Source organism: Caulobacter sp. GW821-FHT11E11, from assembly GCF_058808315.1.
In genome coordinates this window covers 249648-266314 of record NZ_JBXARO010000006.1, presented here as the reverse complement: position 1 = coordinate 266314, position 16667 = coordinate 249648, and the positions used below count along the sequence as shown (strand labels likewise).

Annotated in this window: 9 protein-coding genes; 7 read left to right on the top strand and 2 right to left on the bottom strand. The window is 68.8% G+C overall.

Annotation, left to right across the window (positions count from 1 at the left end; all coding sequences use genetic code 11):
- Positions 1-209 precede the first annotated feature (209 nt).
- The 5 genes from AC1RR5_RS16700 to AC1RR5_RS16680 all read left to right on the top strand — a co-directional run bounded on the left by AC1RR5_RS16700 (position 210) and on the right by AC1RR5_RS16680 (position 10895).
- Positions 210-2438: a TonB-dependent receptor gene (locus AC1RR5_RS16700; protein ID WP_492923083.1), complete on the top strand. Its 2229-nt coding sequence runs from the start codon at positions 210-212 to the stop codon at positions 2436-2438.
- A gap of 73 nt (positions 2439-2511) precedes the next feature.
- On the top strand, positions 2512-5673 hold the full coding sequence (locus tag AC1RR5_RS16695) for an amidohydrolase family protein (RefSeq protein ID WP_492923081.1): 3162 nt from the start codon (positions 2512-2514) through the stop codon (positions 5671-5673).
- A gap of 121 nt (positions 5674-5794) precedes the next feature.
- Positions 5795-7135 carry a glycoside hydrolase family 1 protein gene (locus AC1RR5_RS16690; RefSeq protein WP_492923079.1) on the top strand — a complete coding sequence of 447 codons (1341 nt, stop codon included), beginning with the start codon at positions 5795-5797 and terminating at the stop codon, positions 7133-7135.
- An 8-nt stretch (positions 7136-7143) separates the two neighbouring features.
- Complete coding sequence (locus AC1RR5_RS16685) at positions 7144-9360, top strand: glycoside hydrolase family 3 protein (protein WP_492923078.1); 2217 nt, start codon at positions 7144-7146, stop codon at positions 9358-9360.
- Positions 9357-10895, top strand: coding sequence for a carboxylesterase/lipase family protein (locus AC1RR5_RS16680; RefSeq protein WP_492923076.1), 1539 nt, complete (start codon positions 9357-9359; stop codon positions 10893-10895). The genes AC1RR5_RS16685 and AC1RR5_RS16680 overlap by 4 nt, the downstream gene beginning before the upstream one ends.
- On the opposite strand, the gene AC1RR5_RS16675 is transcribed toward AC1RR5_RS16680, so the two are convergent.
- Positions 10892-11518: a TetR/AcrR family transcriptional regulator gene (locus AC1RR5_RS16675; protein WP_492923074.1), complete on the bottom strand. Its 627-nt coding sequence runs from the start codon at positions 11516-11518 to the stop codon at positions 10892-10894. The genes AC1RR5_RS16680 and AC1RR5_RS16675 overlap by 4 nt on opposite strands.
- Before the next feature lie 2 nt (positions 11519-11520).
- Positions 11521-13647 (bottom strand): beta-N-acetylhexosaminidase, encoded by a 2127-nt coding sequence (locus AC1RR5_RS16670; protein WP_492923072.1) that lies wholly within the window; start codon positions 13645-13647, stop codon positions 11521-11523.
- 104 nt (positions 13648-13751) lie between these two features.
- On the opposite strand from AC1RR5_RS16670, the gene AC1RR5_RS16665 reads away from it, so the two are divergent.
- Both AC1RR5_RS16665 and AC1RR5_RS16660 read left to right on the top strand, forming a co-directional pair.
- Positions 13752-14066: a hypothetical protein gene (locus AC1RR5_RS16665; protein ID WP_492923070.1), complete on the top strand. Its 315-nt coding sequence runs from the start codon at positions 13752-13754 to the stop codon at positions 14064-14066.
- Between the two features lie 240 nt (positions 14067-14306).
- Positions 14307-16598, top strand: a complete 2292-nt coding sequence (locus AC1RR5_RS16660; protein ID WP_492923068.1) for a TonB-dependent receptor — start codon at positions 14307-14309, stop codon at positions 16596-16598.
- Positions 16599-16667 lie beyond the last annotated feature (69 nt).

The window sequence follows — 16667 nt, the reverse complement described above, 5'->3', positions numbered from 1 at the left end:
AGCTTGCAAGAGCTTGGTCCCCTCGGCCTGCCATTTTTGGATGTTTTTGCTCCGCCACGAAAGGACAAGCCTCACCCTCACGAACGTTGTGACCGGTCGCTGAGCATCGCGAACCGAGCAAGCCGACCGCCGGCGTCCGTGGGGCTTCAAGGGGTTTGAACAGGGGCGTCGGTCATCTCGCCGTCGACCCCGAATAAGGGGATCGAGATATGCGCAAGACCAAACTGATGGGCGCGGCGTCGCTGTCGGCCTGCATCGTGGCCGCTGGCCTCTCGCTGGGAACGGCCGCCAGCGCCCAGACCACGGCCCAACCGGCCACCGAGCTGGACGCCCTGATCGTCACGGCCACCAAGCGCAGCGAGAGCGTGCGCGACGTCGCCATCCCGATCGGCGTCGTCGGCGGCGAGGCCTTACAGAAAGCCAACGCCAACAGCCTGGCCGACTACATCGTCCGCCTGCCGGGCGTGACCTTCAACGACTACCAGCCGGGCATCTCGGAAGTGGTCGTGCGCGGCATCTCGGCCACGACCTATCACGAGCAGGGCCAGACCACGACGGGCTACTATCTGAACGAAGTGGTGGTGGTGGAGCCGGGCTTCCCGATCGGCATCCCCGACGTCGACACCTTCGACCTGGAGCGCGTCGAAGTGCTGCGCGGCCCGCAAGGCACGCTGTTCGGCTCCTCGACCCTGGGCGGCCTCGTGAACTACGTGGCCAAGACGGCCAACACCAGCCAGTACCAGGCGGCGGCCTCGGGCCTGGTGGGGACCACCAAGAACGGCGGCCAGGCCAACTACGCGGCCAAGGCGATGGTCAACATCCCGATCATCACCGACAAGCTGGGCGTCCGTGTCGTCGCGCTGCAACGCTTCGACGCCGGCTTCCTGGACAATCCGGGCACCAAGCAGGACGGGGTCAATGACTTCCGCACCCGCGGCGTGCGCGGCTCGCTGGTGTTCACGCCGGCCGAGGGGACCAAGGTCACCTTCCTGTCGGCCTATCAGGACAGCCTGCTGGACGACCAGACCTACCTCTCGCACGACTATGTTCGGAACACCCCGCGCGCCGAGCCGCAAGAGACCGACTTCTGGCTCAACAGCCTGCGCCTGGACCAGGACGTCGGCTTCGCGGACCTGACGGTGATCGGCTCGACCAACCACAAGACCAACACCACGACCTACTCCTACCCCTATCCCTATGTGACCGGCGTCACGGCCGGCGCGGCCTCGGCCTACAGCATCGGCGCGGCGAAGGCCGACATCGACACCCTGGAAGGACGCCTGGCCTCCAAGGAGGACGACCGCCTGAAGTGGCTGATCGGCGCCAGCTACATGCGCGCCAAGAAGTCCAGCGCTGACCGTATCTACCAGCCCGGCGCGGCCGCCTATATCAACGCCCACCCGGGTGACTTCGGCGGCTACAGCGGCGCGATCCTGGCCCCGGGCGACGCCATCTACGGCTACATCTCCGACACCCTGAACAAGGACTTCGGGATCTTTGGCGAGGTGTCCTACAAGTTCACCCCGCAGTGGGAGATCACGGTGGGCGGCCGCTACTACGACACCAAGAACACCGCTGAGATCACCAACGCCGCCGGCAGCCTGGGCGCGGGCAGCTTCTCGCCGACCGCCTCGTCGTTCGGCACCGGCCAGAAGGAGAACGGCTTCACCCCGAAGGTGACCCTGGCCTTCCGCCCGCAGAAGGGCGTCATGGCCTACGCCACCTATTCGCGCGGCTTCCGCGTGGGCGGCCCGAACCCGAACGCGGCCATTCTGGCGGGTATCCCGACCAGCTACGGCAGCGACACGGTCGACAACTACGAGGCCGGCCTGAAGACCAGCCTGCTGGAGAACCGCCTGTCGCTGGACATCTCGGTCTTCCATCTGAAGTGGAAGGACATCCAGGCCCGTCTGTTCACCGCCGCACCGTACTTCTACTCGTACGTGACCAACGCCGGCTCGGCCAAGGTCGACGGCGTCGAGTTCGCCGGCCAGTTCAAGGTCAGCCAGCACATCACCTTCAGCAACAGCACCACCTATCAGGAAGCCAAGTTGACGACCCTGCTGCCCGACAGCTTCGCGGTCGGCGGCGGCTACGCGGCCGGCACGACCCTGCCAGGTTCGTCCAAGTGGTCGACCTCGAACACCCTGTCGTTCGAGTTCCCGGAAGTGAAGCTGGCCCCGACCTTCGAGGTGGCTCATCGCTACCTGAGCAAGGCCCCGGTGGCGTTCGGCAATCCGAACACCCGCGGCAACTTCAACATCTTCGACCTGCGGGCCTCGATCACCCCGACCGACAAGGTCCGGGTGCTGGGCTTCGTCAACAACTTCACCAACGAGTACGGCATCCTCAACGCGCCCTTCACGGACCAGGCCGCTCCGGCCTATTCCATCGTGCGTCCGCGCACGGCGGGCGTGCGCGTGGACGTGACCTTCTAAGAGCTTGAGTAGAATGCGGCGGACCCTTCCGAACACTTCGAAAGCGGTTCGCCGCGTCCTCCTGGCGGCGACGATGCTGGCTTCGGCCAGCGTCGCCGCTGCCGACGGCCTCAGCCTGAAGCCGGCTCGCACCCTGGACCTCACCCTGGGCGAGGCCACCTGGATGCAGCCGGACGTTTCGCCGGACGGCAAGACCATCGTCTTCAACCTGCTGGGCGACATCTACGCGATCGACGCCAAGGGCGGTGACGCGCGGCCGGTGCTGACCGGCCAGGCCTTCGAAACCGCGCCGGTGTTTTCGCCGGACGGCAAGTCGATCGCCTTCGTCAGCGACCGCTCGGGCGTGACCAACCTGTGGGTCGCGAGCGCCGACGGCTCCAATCCGCGCCAGGTCAGCCGCGAGGATAAGCTCACCGTCTTCGCCACGCCCGTCTGGGCCCCGGACGGCTCAGCGGTCTACGTCTCGCGCATGAAGCACCCGGTATTGGCCTTCGAGCTGTGGCGCTTTCCGTTGGACGGTTCCGAGGGCAAGGCGGTGGTCAAGGCCCAGCCGAACGGCGAGGACTGGGACAACCGCATCAACGCCATGGGCGCGGCGATCACGGCCGACGGCCGCTACGCCTACTACGCCCGCAAGACCGGCCACACCTGGACCGAGAAGGCCCCGCCGGCCTGGTCGATCGCCCGCCGTGACCTCAAGACCGACGTCGAGGACGTGATCATCCAGGGGCAGGGCGGGGCGATGAGCCCGGCGCTGTCGCATGACGGCCGTTTTATCGCCTATGCCAGCCGCTGGAAGAACCAGACCGGCCTGCGCCTGCGCGAACTGGCCACCGGCGCCGACCGCTGGCTGGCCTTCCCGATCGACCATGACGGTCAGGAGCAGGGCTATTATGCCGGCCTCACCCCGCGCTTCACCTTCACCGCCGACGACAAGGCGCTGATCGCCAGCGTCGACGGCAAGCTGCGTCGCATCGAGGTTGCCACCGGCGCGGCGACGCCGATCCCGTTCACGGTCCACGCCAAGGTCGACCTGGGCCCGCTGACCCGCGTCAGCCAGGTCGAGGAGACCGGCCCGGTCCGCGCCCGCCTGATCCAGGCTCCCAGCGTTTCGCCGGACGGCCAGCGCTTCGCCTTCACCGCCCTGGGCGGCCTGTACGTCCAGGCCCTGAAGCCGGGCAGCAAGCCGGCCAAGGTCAACGCCCCCGCCCAGGCCTTCCAGCCGCGCTGGTCGCCGGACGGCAAGGCGCTGGTCTTCGTCACCTGGGACCCGCGCGAGGGCGGGGCGATCTGGCGGATGCCGGCGAGCGGCGGCAAGGCCGTACGCCTGACCACCGACGGCGCCTTCTACACCGAGCCGACCTTCTCGCCGGACGGCGCATCGATCGTCGCCCTGAAGTCCAGCCAGTACGACCGCCTGCGCCGCGCCAGCGAGGCCGCGCCCGACTGGCCCACCGACATCGTCCGCCTGCCGGCCGCCGGCGGCGCGCAGGCGCTGGTCGCCCACACCTCGTCGGCCCGCCTGCTGTCCTTCGGCGCCGATCCCAAGCGGGTGCGGTTCTATGCGGGCGCGGTCCAGTCCGTGCCGCTCGCGGGCGACGAGAAGCCCAAGGCCGAGTTCATGGGCAAGGCCCGCGCCTGGTCGCAATATGTCGGCGTCCAGACGCCGGTCGAGGAGGTCAAGCTCAGCCCCGCCGGCGACAAGGCCATCCTCCGTACGGCGGCTGAGCTCTTCCTGGTCGATGTCCCGACCGCAGCCGAGGGCAAGACGCCCGAGGTCAATCTGGAGACGACGACGTCCGGCGTCGTGAAACTGACGAAGATCGGCGCGGACTTCTTCGACTGGGCCGACGGCGGCAAGTCGATCGTCTGGTCGGTCGGCTCGACCCTGCGCAAGATCGCCGTGGCCGACATCGACCGCACCGCGCCGGGCGCCAGCGAGGCCAAGGCCGTGGCGGTCAGCGCCTCGGTCGAGGTTCCGCGCGACACGCCCGACGGGACCATGGTCCTGCGCGGCGCGACCGTGGTCACAATGCGCGGCGACGAGGTGATCCAGAACGCCGACGTCGTCGTCTCGAACGGCCGCATCGTCTCGCTCGGCAAGGCCGGCGCGGCGCCGCTGTCAAAGGGGGCAGTGGTCCGCGACGTGTCGGGCAAGGTGATCACGCCGGGCTTCATCGACGCCCACGCCCACTGGTTCGACATCCGCCGGCAGGTCCAGGATCCGCAGCCGTGGTCGTTCCTGGTCAGCCTGTCGTTCGGGATCACCAGCAGCCTGGACCCGCAGACCTTCACCAACGACCAGTTCGTCTACCAGGACATGGCCGACGCCGGCCTGATCTTGGCGCCGCGTCTCTACTCGACCGGGCCGGGGGTGTTCACCGCCAGCCACATCGACAGCCAGGCGCAGGCGGAAGACGTCCTCAAGCGCTATCGCGACGAATATCGGACGCGGAACATCAAGTCGTACATGGTCGGCGACCGCGCCCAGCGGCAGTACATGGTCGAGGCCGCCAAGGCCCTGGGCATGATGCCGACCACCGAAGGCGCGTCGGACCTGAACCTCAACCTGACTCACGCCCTGGACGGCTTCTCGGGCAACGAGCACGCCCTGCCGGTGTCGCCGCTGCGCGAGGATGTCGTGCAGCTGTTCGCGCAGTCGCGCACCAGCCTGGTGCCGACCCTGAACGTGCTCTACGGCGGCGAGCCGCCCTTGTTCGACCTGATCATCACCCGCCGGCCGCAGGACGAGCCGCGCCTCAAGCGCTTCATGCCGCCGGGCGTCCTCTCGTCCAAGCTGGGCGACCGCCATTGGACGCCGCCGGAGAACATGTCCTACGCCAGCTTCGCCAAGGACGCCCTGGCCATCCAGCGCGCCGGGGGCGTCGTGGGCCTGGGCAGCCACAGCGAGGTCCAGGGCCTGGGTTTCGCCTGGGAGATGCAGCTGTTCGCCTCGGGTGGGGCGACTCCGCTGGAGACCATCCGCGCGGCGACCATGGGCTCGGCCGAGGCCATCGGCCGGACCCACGACATCGGCAGCCTGGAGCCGGGCAAGTTCGCCGACCTGCTGATCTTCGACGCCGACCCGCTGGCCAACATCGCCAATGTCGAGAAGCTGGGCCAGGTGATGAAGAACGGCCGTCTCTACGAGGCCGCGACCTTGGACGAGGTCTGGCCGGCCAAGCGGCCGCTGCCGACGCAGTGGTTCGAGAACGAGGCGCCGAAGGGCCACTGAGAGGCGCGCGACAGGGTGTGGGATGCTCGTGGCGTCCTGGCCTTGTAAAATACAAGCAGGATTGACTGTATAATTTCTCCTTCTATGGTTCTGGCCATCAGAACAAGAAGGGGAGGCGTCGATGGCGCTGCAGGATTTCGATCGCCGTGCGCTGTTGATGGGCGGTGTGCTGGGCGCGGGACTGGCGGCGGCCAAGGCGACGACAGCGGCCCCCAAGGCGGCCAAGGCTCCGGCCAAGTCCGGTTTCCTGTGGGGCACGGCGGGCGCGGCCTACCAGATCGAAGGCGGCAATGTCGCCAGCGACCTCTGGGTGATGGAGCACGCCAAGCCGACCATCTTCAAGGATCCCTCCGGCGACGCCGCCGACGCCTATAACCGCGTCTGGGGCGACATCGCCCTGGCCGCCTCGCTGGGCTTCAACACCCACCGCCTGTCGATCGAGTGGTCGAGGATCGAGCCCGAGCCGGGCCAGATCTCGCTGGCGGGCATCGCCTACTACCGCCGGGTGCTCGAAGCCGTGCGCAAGGCCGGCATGACGCCGTTCGTCACCTACAACCACTTCACCACGCCGCGCTGGTTCGCGGCGGCGGGCGGGTTCGAGACGCGCGACAACATCGACGTCTTCGTCCGCTACTGCACCCTGGTCACCCAGCACCTGGGCGACCTGATCGGCGTGGCCTCGACCTTCAACGAGCCGAACCTGGGCGCGCTGATGAGCTGGTCGCCAGCCATCCGGCCGCTGCGGCCCTATATCGAGATGTCCCGGAAGGCCGCTGCCGCCTCGATCGGCGCCAGCCGCTGGGCGCCGCCGGTGCTGGGCGACTTCCGCATCCAGCAGCCGATCATGATCGAGGCGCACGAGCGGGCCTATGAGGCGATCCGCAAGGCCTCGAACGACCGCTACCTGGTCGGCGTGACCCTGTCGCTGAACGACGACCGCGCGCCCGCTTCGGGTCCCAGCGGCGTCGAGGCCAAGCAGGCCCAGGTGATGCTGCCGTGGCTGGCCGCCCAGAGCGACTTCATCGGCGTGCAGAACTACACCTGGACCGAGGTCGGCCCCGACGCCGACCTGCCGGCCCTCAAGGGCGTCGAGCTGAGCCAGATGGGCTATCCCGCCGCCCCCGAGGCGCTGGAGGCGGTGATCCGCACCGTGGCGAAACACACCAACAAGCCGATCTACGTCACCGAAAACGGCGTCGCCACCGAGGACGACGCTCGCCGCGTGGCCTTCATCGACAAGGCCGTGCCGGGGGTCTTCGCCTGCCTGCGCGATGGCATCGACGTGCGCGGCTATATCCACTGGTCGCTGCTCGACAACTGGGAATGGTTCTCGGGCTACGGGCCAAAGTTCGGCCTGGTGTCGGTCGATCGCACAACCTTCCAGCGCACCCCCAAGCCCAGCGCCCGCCACCTGGGCGCGATCGCCCGCAAGGGCCTGCCCGCTGGCCTGAAGAGCCGTTGAGGAATCCCATGTTCAAGCGTTTCGTCGGACTCCTGCTGATGACCTCGACCCTGACGACGGCCGGCGCGGCGCTGGCCCAGGCGTCGGATCCGGACACCCGCGCCAAGGCCATGGTCGACGCCATGACTCTGGACGAACAGATCGGCCTGCTGCGCACCCAGGCCGGCTTTGGCCTGCTGTCGCTGGGCATTCCGCTGCCGCCGTCGGTGCCCGAGAGCATGCGAAAGTCGACCCCGCCCGGCGCCCTGGGCTCGGCCGGCTACGTGGCCGGCGTCGAACGGGTCGGCATGCCGGCCCAGCAGATGTCGGACGCCAGCCTGGGCGTCGGCAATCTGGGCGGCTTCCTGCGTCGGGGCGACGAGGCGACCTCGCTGCCTGCGACCCTGGCCCTGGCCGCGACCTTCGACCCGGAGCTGGCCCAGAAGGCCGGCGACATGCTGGGCGCCGAGGCCCACGCCAAGGGCTTCAACATCCAGCTGGCCGGCGGGGTGAACCTGACTCGCGAACCGCGCAACGGCCGCAACTTCGAATATGCCGGCGAGGACCCGCTGCTGGCCGGCCAGATCGTCGGAGCGCAGGTGGCCGGCATCCAGGGCCGCCACGTCGTCTCGACCGTCAAGCACTTCGCCCTCAACGCTCAGGAGACCGGCCGCTTCGTGCACGACGCGCTGCTGGACGAGGCGGCGCTGCGGGAAAGCGACCTGCTGGCCTTCGAGATCGCCATCGATCGCGGCCAGCCCGGCTCGGTCATGTGCGCCTACAACAAGATCAACGGCGTCTATGCCTGCGAGCATCCGTTCCTGCTGAACGAGGTGCTGAAGGGCGACTGGAAGTATCCGGGCTGGGTGATGTCGGACTGGGGCGCCTCGCATAGCCTGGCGCCGGCGCTGAAGGCGGGCCTGGACCAGGAGTCGCCGCAGGACGATCCCTATTTCGGCGGCCTGAAGGACGCCGTCGCCAAGGGCGAGGTCTCGGCCGATCGGGTGCGCGAGGCGGCGTTCCGTATCGTCCGCAGCCTCTACGCGGTCGGCGTCATGGACGATCCGGCCAAGCCGGGCGGCGCGATCGACAAGGACGCTCACGCCGACGTGGCCGAGAAGGTCGCGCTGTCAGGCATGGTGCTGCTGAAGAACGACGGCGTCCTGCCGCTGGCTGCCACCGCCAAGACGATCGTCGTCATCGGCGGCTTCGCCGACAAGGGCGTGCTGTCGGGCGGCGGTTCCTCGCAGGTCATGCCGTATGGCGGCCACTTCGCCGACCGGCGCGGGCGCGAAGGCATCGCCGCGATCCTGGCTCCGGTCTATGGCCTGTCGTCGCCTCTGGCGGCGCTGAAGGCCCTGCGGCCCGACGCCGACATCCAGTTCGACGACGGTAGCGACCCCGCCCGCGCGGCGGCTCTGGCCAAGGGCGCCGAAGTCGCCATTGTCTTCGCCACTCGGCCGGAGGAGGAGGGCATGGACGCCCTGGCGCCCGACCTGCCGTACGGCCAGGACGCCCTGATCGCCGCCGTCGGCGCGGCCAATCCGCATACAGCGGTGGTGCTGGAGACGGGCAATCCGATCCTGATGCCGTGGCTGTCCAAGGTCGGCGCGGTGCTGCAGGCCTGGTATCCGGGCCAGCGCGGCGGGCCGGCGATCGCCAAGATCCTGACCGGCGCCGTGTCGCCCTCGGGCCGCCTGCCGATGACCTTCCCGGCCAGCGTCGCGCAGCTGCCGCGTCCGGCGATCCCCGGCTTCGATCCGGCCAACCGCAAGCCGCTGGGCCTGGGGACCAAGGTCGCGCCGTTCGCCGTGCCGTTCCCGGAAGGCGCCGACGTCGGCTACCGCTGGTTCGAGAAGAAGCGCGCCAAGCCGTTGTTCGCCTTCGGCCACGGCCTGACCTACACGCGCTTCGGCTATTCCAAGCTGGCGGCGACGGGCGGGGAGGGGCTGACCGCCACCTTCACCCTGACCAACACCGGCCAGCGCGAAGGGACCGAGGTCGCCCAGCTCTATGTCGCCCCGCCCGGCAAGACCCATCGCCTGGCCGGCTGGGCTCGCGTGACCCTGAAGCCCGGCGAGAGCCGCCAGGTGACCCTCACCGCCGATCCGCGCCTGCTGGCCTCCTACGACGTCGCCGCCAAGGGCTGGCGTCGGGCGGCCGGGACCTACGACGTCTATGTCGGCAAGGCCGCCGGGTCGCGTGACCTGGCCGGTAAGGCCAGCTTGAAGGCCGGTAGCCGATGAGCGCCGTCGCGCTGATGGCGGCGGCGGCCCTGGCCGCGCCGGTCGCCAAGGTCGAGACCGGGTCGCTACAAGGGATCACCTCGGACGGCGTCACGGCCTTCAAGGGCATTCCCTATGCCGCCGCGCCGGTCGGCGACCTGCGCTGGCGTGCGCCCAAACCGGCCGCGGCGTGGCCTGGAACGCGCGACGCCTCCAAGCTGTCGCCCGACTGCGTACAGGGCCGCATGCCCGGCTCGCCGGAACCCGCGCCGCAGACCGAGGACTGCCTGTTCGCCAATGTCTGGCGACCGGCAGGTGCGACGAAGAAGCTCCCCGTCATGGTCTGGATCCATGGCGGCGCCTTCACCAATGGCGGCTCGTCCTCGCCCGAGACCTGGGGCGACGCCATGGCCAGGCGCGGCCTGGTTTTCGTGACCTTCAACTACCGTCTGGGCCGGTTCGGCTTCTTCGGTCATCCAGCCCTGAGCGCCGAGCATCCGGACGAGGCGACGGGCGACTACGGCCTGATGGACCAGATGGCCGCCCTGGCCTGGGTCCGGCGCAACATCGCCGCGTTCGGCGGGGACTCTAAGAACCTCACCGTCGTCGGCGGCTCGGCCGGCGGCATCTCGATCAACCTGTTATTGGGCGCGCCCAGCGCCAAGGGCCTGTTCGACAAGGCGATCATCCAGTCCGGAGCGGGCCGTCGGTTCCTGACCCCCGAACGGCGCCTGGCCCAGGACCTGCCGGGCAAGCCCTCGGCACAGAGCATTGGCGTCGCCTTCGCCAAGCGCCTGGGCGTCGAGGGAACCGACGCTGCGGCCCTGGTCGCGCTGCGCGCCATGCCGGCCGACAAGATCGCCGCCAACCTCAGCATGGCCACCCTGGTCTTCCAGGGCGAGGGCGCGCTCTATTCCGGCCCCGTGGTTGACGGCAAGCTGATCGTCGAGACGCCGGAGCAGACCTTCACCCACGGCCGCCAACCCAGGATCCCGGTGATCGTCGGGGCCACCAGCGCCGACCTCAGCCTGGACTTCTCGCCCAACACCGAAGCGGCCTACGCCAAGTTCGGGCCCGACGCGGCGGCCGCGAAGGCGGCCTACGACCCTGCCGGCAAGCTGCCGCTGAAGGCGCTGACCCAGGCGATCGGTAGCGACCGCAACATGGTTGAGCCGGCTCGTTTCGTCGCCCGCGCCGTCGCCGCCAAGGGCGCGCCGGCCTACCAATATCGTTTCGGCTATGTCGCGCCGGCGGCGCTGGCGGGATCACCGCACGGCGCCAACCACTCGACCGAGGTGGCCTATGTCTTCGACCGGCTGTCGGCGGTCTATGCCAGCGTGACGCCGGCCGACCAGGCGGTGGCCGGACGACTGGCCGACTACTGGGCCAATTTCGCGCGCACGGGCAATCCGAACGGCCCCGGCCTGCCGGCCTGGCCGCGCTACGACGCCAAGGGCGACAAGCTGATGGATATCCGTCCCGACGGCGCTTTCGTGGGCGAGGCCGATCCGTTGAAGGTGCGCCTCGACGTCGCCGAGCGCGCGGCCAGACCCTAGAGCCGCAGCGCCTTGGGATCCTCCAGGGCGACGGCGATCATGTGGCGCAGCAGGCGGACCGCGCGGTCGAGATCGGCCGTGGGATCCAGGGTCTTGGCCACGGACAGGCCGCGAATAGTCCAGACGATCAAACGCAGCAGCGGCCTCGTGGACGTCGGGCCAAACAGCTGGTCGGCGTGTCGCTCGGCCCAGGCGAAGGACTCGTTCTCGATCGTGCTCTGAAGGGGCAGCAGGCGCTCGGCGAGCTCCAGGTCGCTACGCGAGCCCTGCAGAACCTCAAGAACCGCCACGCCGGACGGTCGGCTAAGCACCTCCCAGCCGACATCGATCATGGCCAGCAGGCGTTCGCGCGGGTCGCGGATATGGCGCATGCGCGCGCCGTATTCGGCCGTTTCGCGGTCATAGACGGCGCGGACCACGAACAGCATCAAATCGACCTTGGTCGGAAACTGATGCAGCATCGCGCCGCGGCTGACCCCGGCCGCCTGGGCGACCAGCAGGGTCGTGGTCGCCGCATAGCCGTGCTGGTGCAGGCAGCGGATCGTCGCCTCCAGCAGCCGGGCGCGGGTCTCGTCGCTGCGCCCGGCCTGGGTGCGACGGGGCCTGGGGGCAGGGGTCTCCATGCCTAGCGCGCCGCCGTCACGAGGGCGCGGACGCCCGGCGTGATCTTGATGATCAGGTCGGCGGGCGGCTGCTTGCCCAGGAAGCTGAAGATCGGCCGGGCAGAGGCGGCGTCGAAGGTCTCGGCGCGGGCCAGCAGGGCCTCGATCCTGGCGCGATCGGCGAGCGGCTTGCCGGCCTCTATCGCATCTAGCGCCGCGAGACCGGCGCGCGCCATCTCGGCGATGTCGGCCGAGATCGGCAGAGCGGCCTCCAGCGCTGGACGGCCCTTGGCGATGGCCTGGAAGCGGGCGTCGTTGGCCTGCCAGACCGTCAGGTCGGCGCGCAGGGCGGCGGCCTCGTCGCGGGCGCCGCCGACATAGGCCTTGGCGCGGGCTTCGAAGCGGTGGGCGACCAGGCTGTCGACCGGGGCGGCGTCGGCCAGGCCGTTCAGGTCCTGGACGATCTTCTGGCCGCGCAGCATCGCCAGGATCCGCTGGTCGTGGGCCATGTTGCGGGTCGGACCGACCAGGTCGAGCAAGGTCAGCACCGGCTCGGACGCGCCAGGCGCCAGGCGGGCGGCCATGCGCACGCGGCTGGTCTCGTCCTGCAGGCCCTGGAGGCGCAGCTGGTCCTGGAGCACCGGCAGGCGGCGATAGATGTCATCGACATCCCTCACTGCGCGCGGCGACCAGAAACGCTCGGCCAGGGCGGCGGCGCGGGGCCAGAGGCGGGCGTCCAGCACCTCGTCGGTGGCGATCTCGGCCCACATCGGCGCCTCGCCGCCCAGCACCAGCTTTTCCTGCTCCGCTGTCAGGGGCGGCAGCGGCTTGGCGACCAGGGCGTCCTTCATCACCGCCGCCATCAGCGGGCTGAGCTTGCGGCCCTTCTCGACCTCGGCCGGGGTGAGGCCGGCCGTCGACGTATCCAACGGATCGTACTGGTAGTGGAACGAGGCTGGTTCCAGGAGGTCCAGGTAGTAGCCGGCCGAGACGATCGTGCGGTGACCCTTGGCGACCGCGTCGGCGGTGGCGTTCGAGGTCTGCCAGGCCTGGATCACCACGCCCTTGGGCGCGGTCCCGTCGGCGGCGACCTCTTCCCAGCCGATCATGGTCTTGCCGTGCTTCTTGAGGATCGCGGCGACCTTGCGATGGAAGTGGCTCTCCAGCGCCTGTTTCGAGGCGAGGCCCTGGGCCTTCATGAAGGCCTGGACGTGCGGATGGTCCAGCCAGACCGCATCGCTGACCTCGTCGCCGCCGGCGTGGAAATAGGCGTCGGGGAACAGGCCGGCCATCTCGCCGAACAAGGCGTCGAGGAAGCGATAGGTCTCGGTCTTGGTCGGGTCCAGCGCTCGGTCCATCGCCGCCAGCGGATTGGCGGGCTTGGCCGGGGCCAGGGCGAACTGCGGATAGGCCTGGGCGACCGCGCGGGTGTGCCCTGGCACGTCGAACTCCGGCACGATCCGCACGCCGCGTTCGGCGGCGTAGGTCACGAGCTCGCGCACCTGGGCCTGGGTGTAGAACTGCCCGTCGCCGGTGGCCTGCAGCTTGGGATAACGCTTGCTCTCGACCCGGAAGCCCTGGTCGTCGGAGAGGTGCAGATGCAGGACGTTGAGCTTGACCCGCTCCATGGCGTCGATCTGGCGCTTGACGGTGTCCAGGCTCATGAAGTGGCGGACCGTGTCGATCATCACCCCGCGCCAGACGAAGCGCGGGGCGTCGTCGATCGCCGCGTAGGGCAGGGCGGCGCCGGGCGGGTTGGTCTCGATCAACTGGCGCAGGGTGGCCAGGCCGCGCAGCACGCCTAGCGGGCCGTCGGCGTCCAGCGTCACGCCCTCGGCGGCGATGGCCAGGCGGTAACCCTCGGCGGCCGGATCGGCGCGGCAGGCGATGGTCAGCGCCGGCCCGGCCGAGCGCGAGAGATCCATGCCGGTCAATGCCGTCGCGTCACGCTGGAAGCGAACGAGCGCCAGCGTCATACGGGCGTCATGGCAATCACGCCAGTTTACCCGGAATGCGCCCTCCAGCTTCAATGCGCCGTCCGACCACACCGCCGACTTGGGTTGCGGCGTCAGGGACGGCTGCGCGGTGGCCGGAAGCGCGGCGAGAGCCAGTAGCGTCAGCGAAGCGCCAAGGGGGGCGAGAGGGCGCATGGGGGCTCCTGCAAACTTACAAGCGATCTTGACTGCATGTTAGTCATCGCCCTATCGTTTCGGCAACCAAAAGGTCCAAGCGACCTGAGAACGGGGAGAATTGAATGCGTATCGTGACGGCCTTGGCCCTGACCCTGATGATGGCCACGCCGGTCCTGGCCCAGACGGCGGCGGCGCCCGCGCCCGCCGCCGCCGCCGCGCCGGCCTTCTCGGCGGACACGCCGCTGGAGACGGTGGTGGCCAATCCCGCCGCCAAGGCGGTGCTGGACAAGGACCTGCCCAACATCTCCAAGCACCCGGCCTTCGACCAGTTCAAGGCGATGAGCCTGCGCCAGCTGCAGCCCTATGCCGAAGGCAAGATCACCGACGAGGCCATCGCCAAGGTCGACGCCGACCTGAAGGCCCTGCCGGCGAAGTAAGCCTCCCAACCGACGTCTGAATGATCGCGCGTCATCAGCGACGTCCCCGAGCGGGGCGCCGCCGATGGCGTGCGTTCGCATGTCTGGAATCCTCTCCAAGCGACGAAAAAGACACAGGAATTTATAAACAGTCAGTCCTGCTGGAATCTTCTTGCAAGTCATAAACAATCATAATTGACTGTAAGTGGGCGTCGCGAAGCACAATGAGCGCCCGGGGAAACCAACGAGGGGACTAGGGACATGAGACTGACTGTTGGCGCTTACCGCGCCGCCCTGATGGGATCGGCCGTCGTCGGCCTGCTCTGCGCCACGAGCGTGCACGCTCAGGAGAGCGCCGCGCCAGCGGTGACCAGCCTCAGCGAGATCATCGTGACGGCGACCAAGCGGGCCCAGCGCCTGCAGGACGTGCCCGTGGCCGTCACCGCCGTGTCGGGCGAGACGCTGGAGAAGTCGAACTTCCGCGAGGCCTCGGACATCCAGTACCTGGCGCCGAACGTCACCTTTTCGTCGACCAATCCGGTCGCCAACGGCGGCGGCTACCAGATCCGCGGCGTCGGCACCCAGACCTATGACAGCGGCGTCGAGCAGACCGTCGGCCTCGTCGTCGACGGCGTGATCATCGGCCTGCCGCGTGATCCGGGCGCGACCGGCTTCGCCGATGTCGAGCGGGTGGAAGTGCTGCGCGGCCCGCAAGGCACGCTGTTTGGCAAGAACGCCTCGGCCGGCGTCATCCAGATCGTCACCAAGGCCCCGCGCCTGGAGCAGACCTCAGGCGAAGTGAACCTGTCCTATGGCGAGCGCAACGAGCAGATCGCTCGCGGCGTCGTCAACCTGCCGCTGGGGACGACCGCCGCCGTGCGCCTGTCGGGCTTCTACAACAGCCAGGACGGCGCGATCCCCTATGCGGTGCGCAAGGGCGGCCATGTCGGCGACCGCGAGAACTCGGGCGTGCGCGGCAAGCTGCTTTGGAAGCCGTCGGACAACCTGTCGGTGACCGTGGCGGCCGACTACCAGAAGGGCTTCGCCCGCGACGCGCCGATCATCCACACGCTGGGCATCAATCCGCGCTACAATAACCTGTTCGCGGCCTATGCGCAGAAGCCCGGTCCCAATACCTATGTCAGCTACCAGGACGGTGACTGGCGCGCCGACACCAAGGTGCGCGGCGTCTCGGGCCAGGTCGACTACAAGCTCGGCGAGTTCACGCTGACCTCGATCACCGCCTTCCGCAAATCGCAGATGACGCAGCTGTCGGACATCGACCACGCGCCGATCGACATCTTCAACTTCAGCGACGGCGGCCTGGACAGCGACCAGTTCACCCAGGAACTGCGCGTCACCTCGCCCTCGGGCCAGAAGCTGGAATATGTCGCCGGGCTCTACTACCTCGACACCCATGTCGACGGCTGGACGACCCAGAAGGGCGACTTTCTGAAGTTCTCGACCGGCAGCGCCCTATATCCGCCGGCGGTGCTGTACGGCGAGCGCGTCCAGAGCAACCACACCAAGAGCTACGCCGCCTACGGCCAGGCGACCTACGCCATCACCGACGTGTTCAAGCTGATCGGCGGCCTGCGCTACACCAATGACGAGGTGTCGGGCTCGCTGGTCGTCAAGCCGGTGCCCGGCTACTTCACCTACGGCACGCTGCTGCCCTATTCGGGCCAGGTGTCGGCCGACGACGTCTCGGGCCGGGTGGGCGCGCAGTTCCAGCCCAGCCGCGACCTGATGGTCTACGCCACCTACGCCACCGGCTACAAAGGCCCGGCGATCGACAGCCTGAACGGCCAGATCAAGCGCGTGAAGCCCGAGACCGTCCAGAGCTACGAGGCCGGCGTGAAGTCGACCCTGTGGGAAGGGCGGATGATCCTGAACGCCTCGATCTATCGCTCGGACTTCACCGACTTCCAGGCCCAGGCCCTGGACCTGACCTCGGCGACGCCGCGTCTGGGCCTCACCAACGCCGGCCTGATGCGGGCGCAGGGGATCGAGGTCGAGACCACGATCAAGCTGGCCGAAGGCCTGACCGTCGGCGGCAGCGTCAGCTACAACGACGCCCAGTTCAAGGACTACATCGGCGCCTGCTACACGGGCCAGCCGACCTCCACGACCGTGGGGAAGGGCTGCTACGCCCTGCCGGGCTCGCCGGGCACGTTCGTCGCCAACTACGCCGGCGCCAGCCTGACCAACTCGCCCAAGTGGAGCTACAACCTCAACGCCGCCTACGAGCGGTCGCTGAGCGCGGAGCTCAAGCTGGACGCCAGCGTCAACTGGTCGTGGCGCGACGACAGCTACGCGATCACCGCCGATCCCAAGTCGATGGTGAAGGCGTACGGCATGCTCAACGCCAATATCGGCGTCGGCCGCGACAACGGCGCCTGGCGGCTGGGGCTCTACGCCCGCAACCTGCTGGATAAGCGCTTCTACGCGCCTTACCCCTCGCTGAACCTGATCAACGCCGGCGGCTACGAGAAGGTCGTCAGCCCCGATGCGTTTCGCACGGTCGGCGCCAAGCTGAGCCTGAGTTTCTAAGGCTCTGTCAGGACGGGCGGGGCAGTCTTCCCAGCCTCGCCCGTCCGCCCCAACGTCCAAGACGGCGGC

What these genes read in the sequence shown, in the direction of transcription:
- AC1RR5_RS16660 (WP_492923068.1), top strand. Translation starts at nt 14,307, where the DNA reads ATGAGACTGACTGTTGGCGCTTACCGCGCCGCCCTGATGGGATCGGCC.
- AC1RR5_RS16685 (WP_492923078.1), top strand. Translation starts at nt 7,144, where the DNA reads ATGTTCAAGCGTTTCGTCGGACTCCTGCTGATGACCTCGACCCTGACG.
- AC1RR5_RS16675 (WP_492923074.1), bottom strand. Translation starts at nt 11,518, where the DNA reads ATGGAGACCCCTGCCCCCAGGCCCCGTCGCACCCAGGCCGGGCGCAGC.
- AC1RR5_RS16670 (WP_492923072.1), bottom strand. Translation starts at nt 13,647, where the DNA reads ATGCGCCCTCTCGCCCCCCTTGGCGCTTCGCTGACGCTACTGGCTCTC.
- AC1RR5_RS16680 (WP_492923076.1), top strand. Translation starts at nt 9,357, where the DNA reads ATGAGCGCCGTCGCGCTGATGGCGGCGGCGGCCCTGGCCGCGCCGGTC.
- AC1RR5_RS16665 (WP_492923070.1), top strand. Translation starts at nt 13,752, where the DNA reads ATGCGTATCGTGACGGCCTTGGCCCTGACCCTGATGATGGCCACGCCG.
- AC1RR5_RS16690 (WP_492923079.1), top strand. Translation starts at nt 5,795, where the DNA reads ATGGCGCTGCAGGATTTCGATCGCCGTGCGCTGTTGATGGGCGGTGTG.
- AC1RR5_RS16700 (WP_492923083.1), top strand. Translation starts at nt 210, where the DNA reads ATGCGCAAGACCAAACTGATGGGCGCGGCGTCGCTGTCGGCCTGCATC.
- AC1RR5_RS16695 (WP_492923081.1), top strand. Translation starts at nt 2,512, where the DNA reads ATGCTGGCTTCGGCCAGCGTCGCCGCTGCCGACGGCCTCAGCCTGAAG.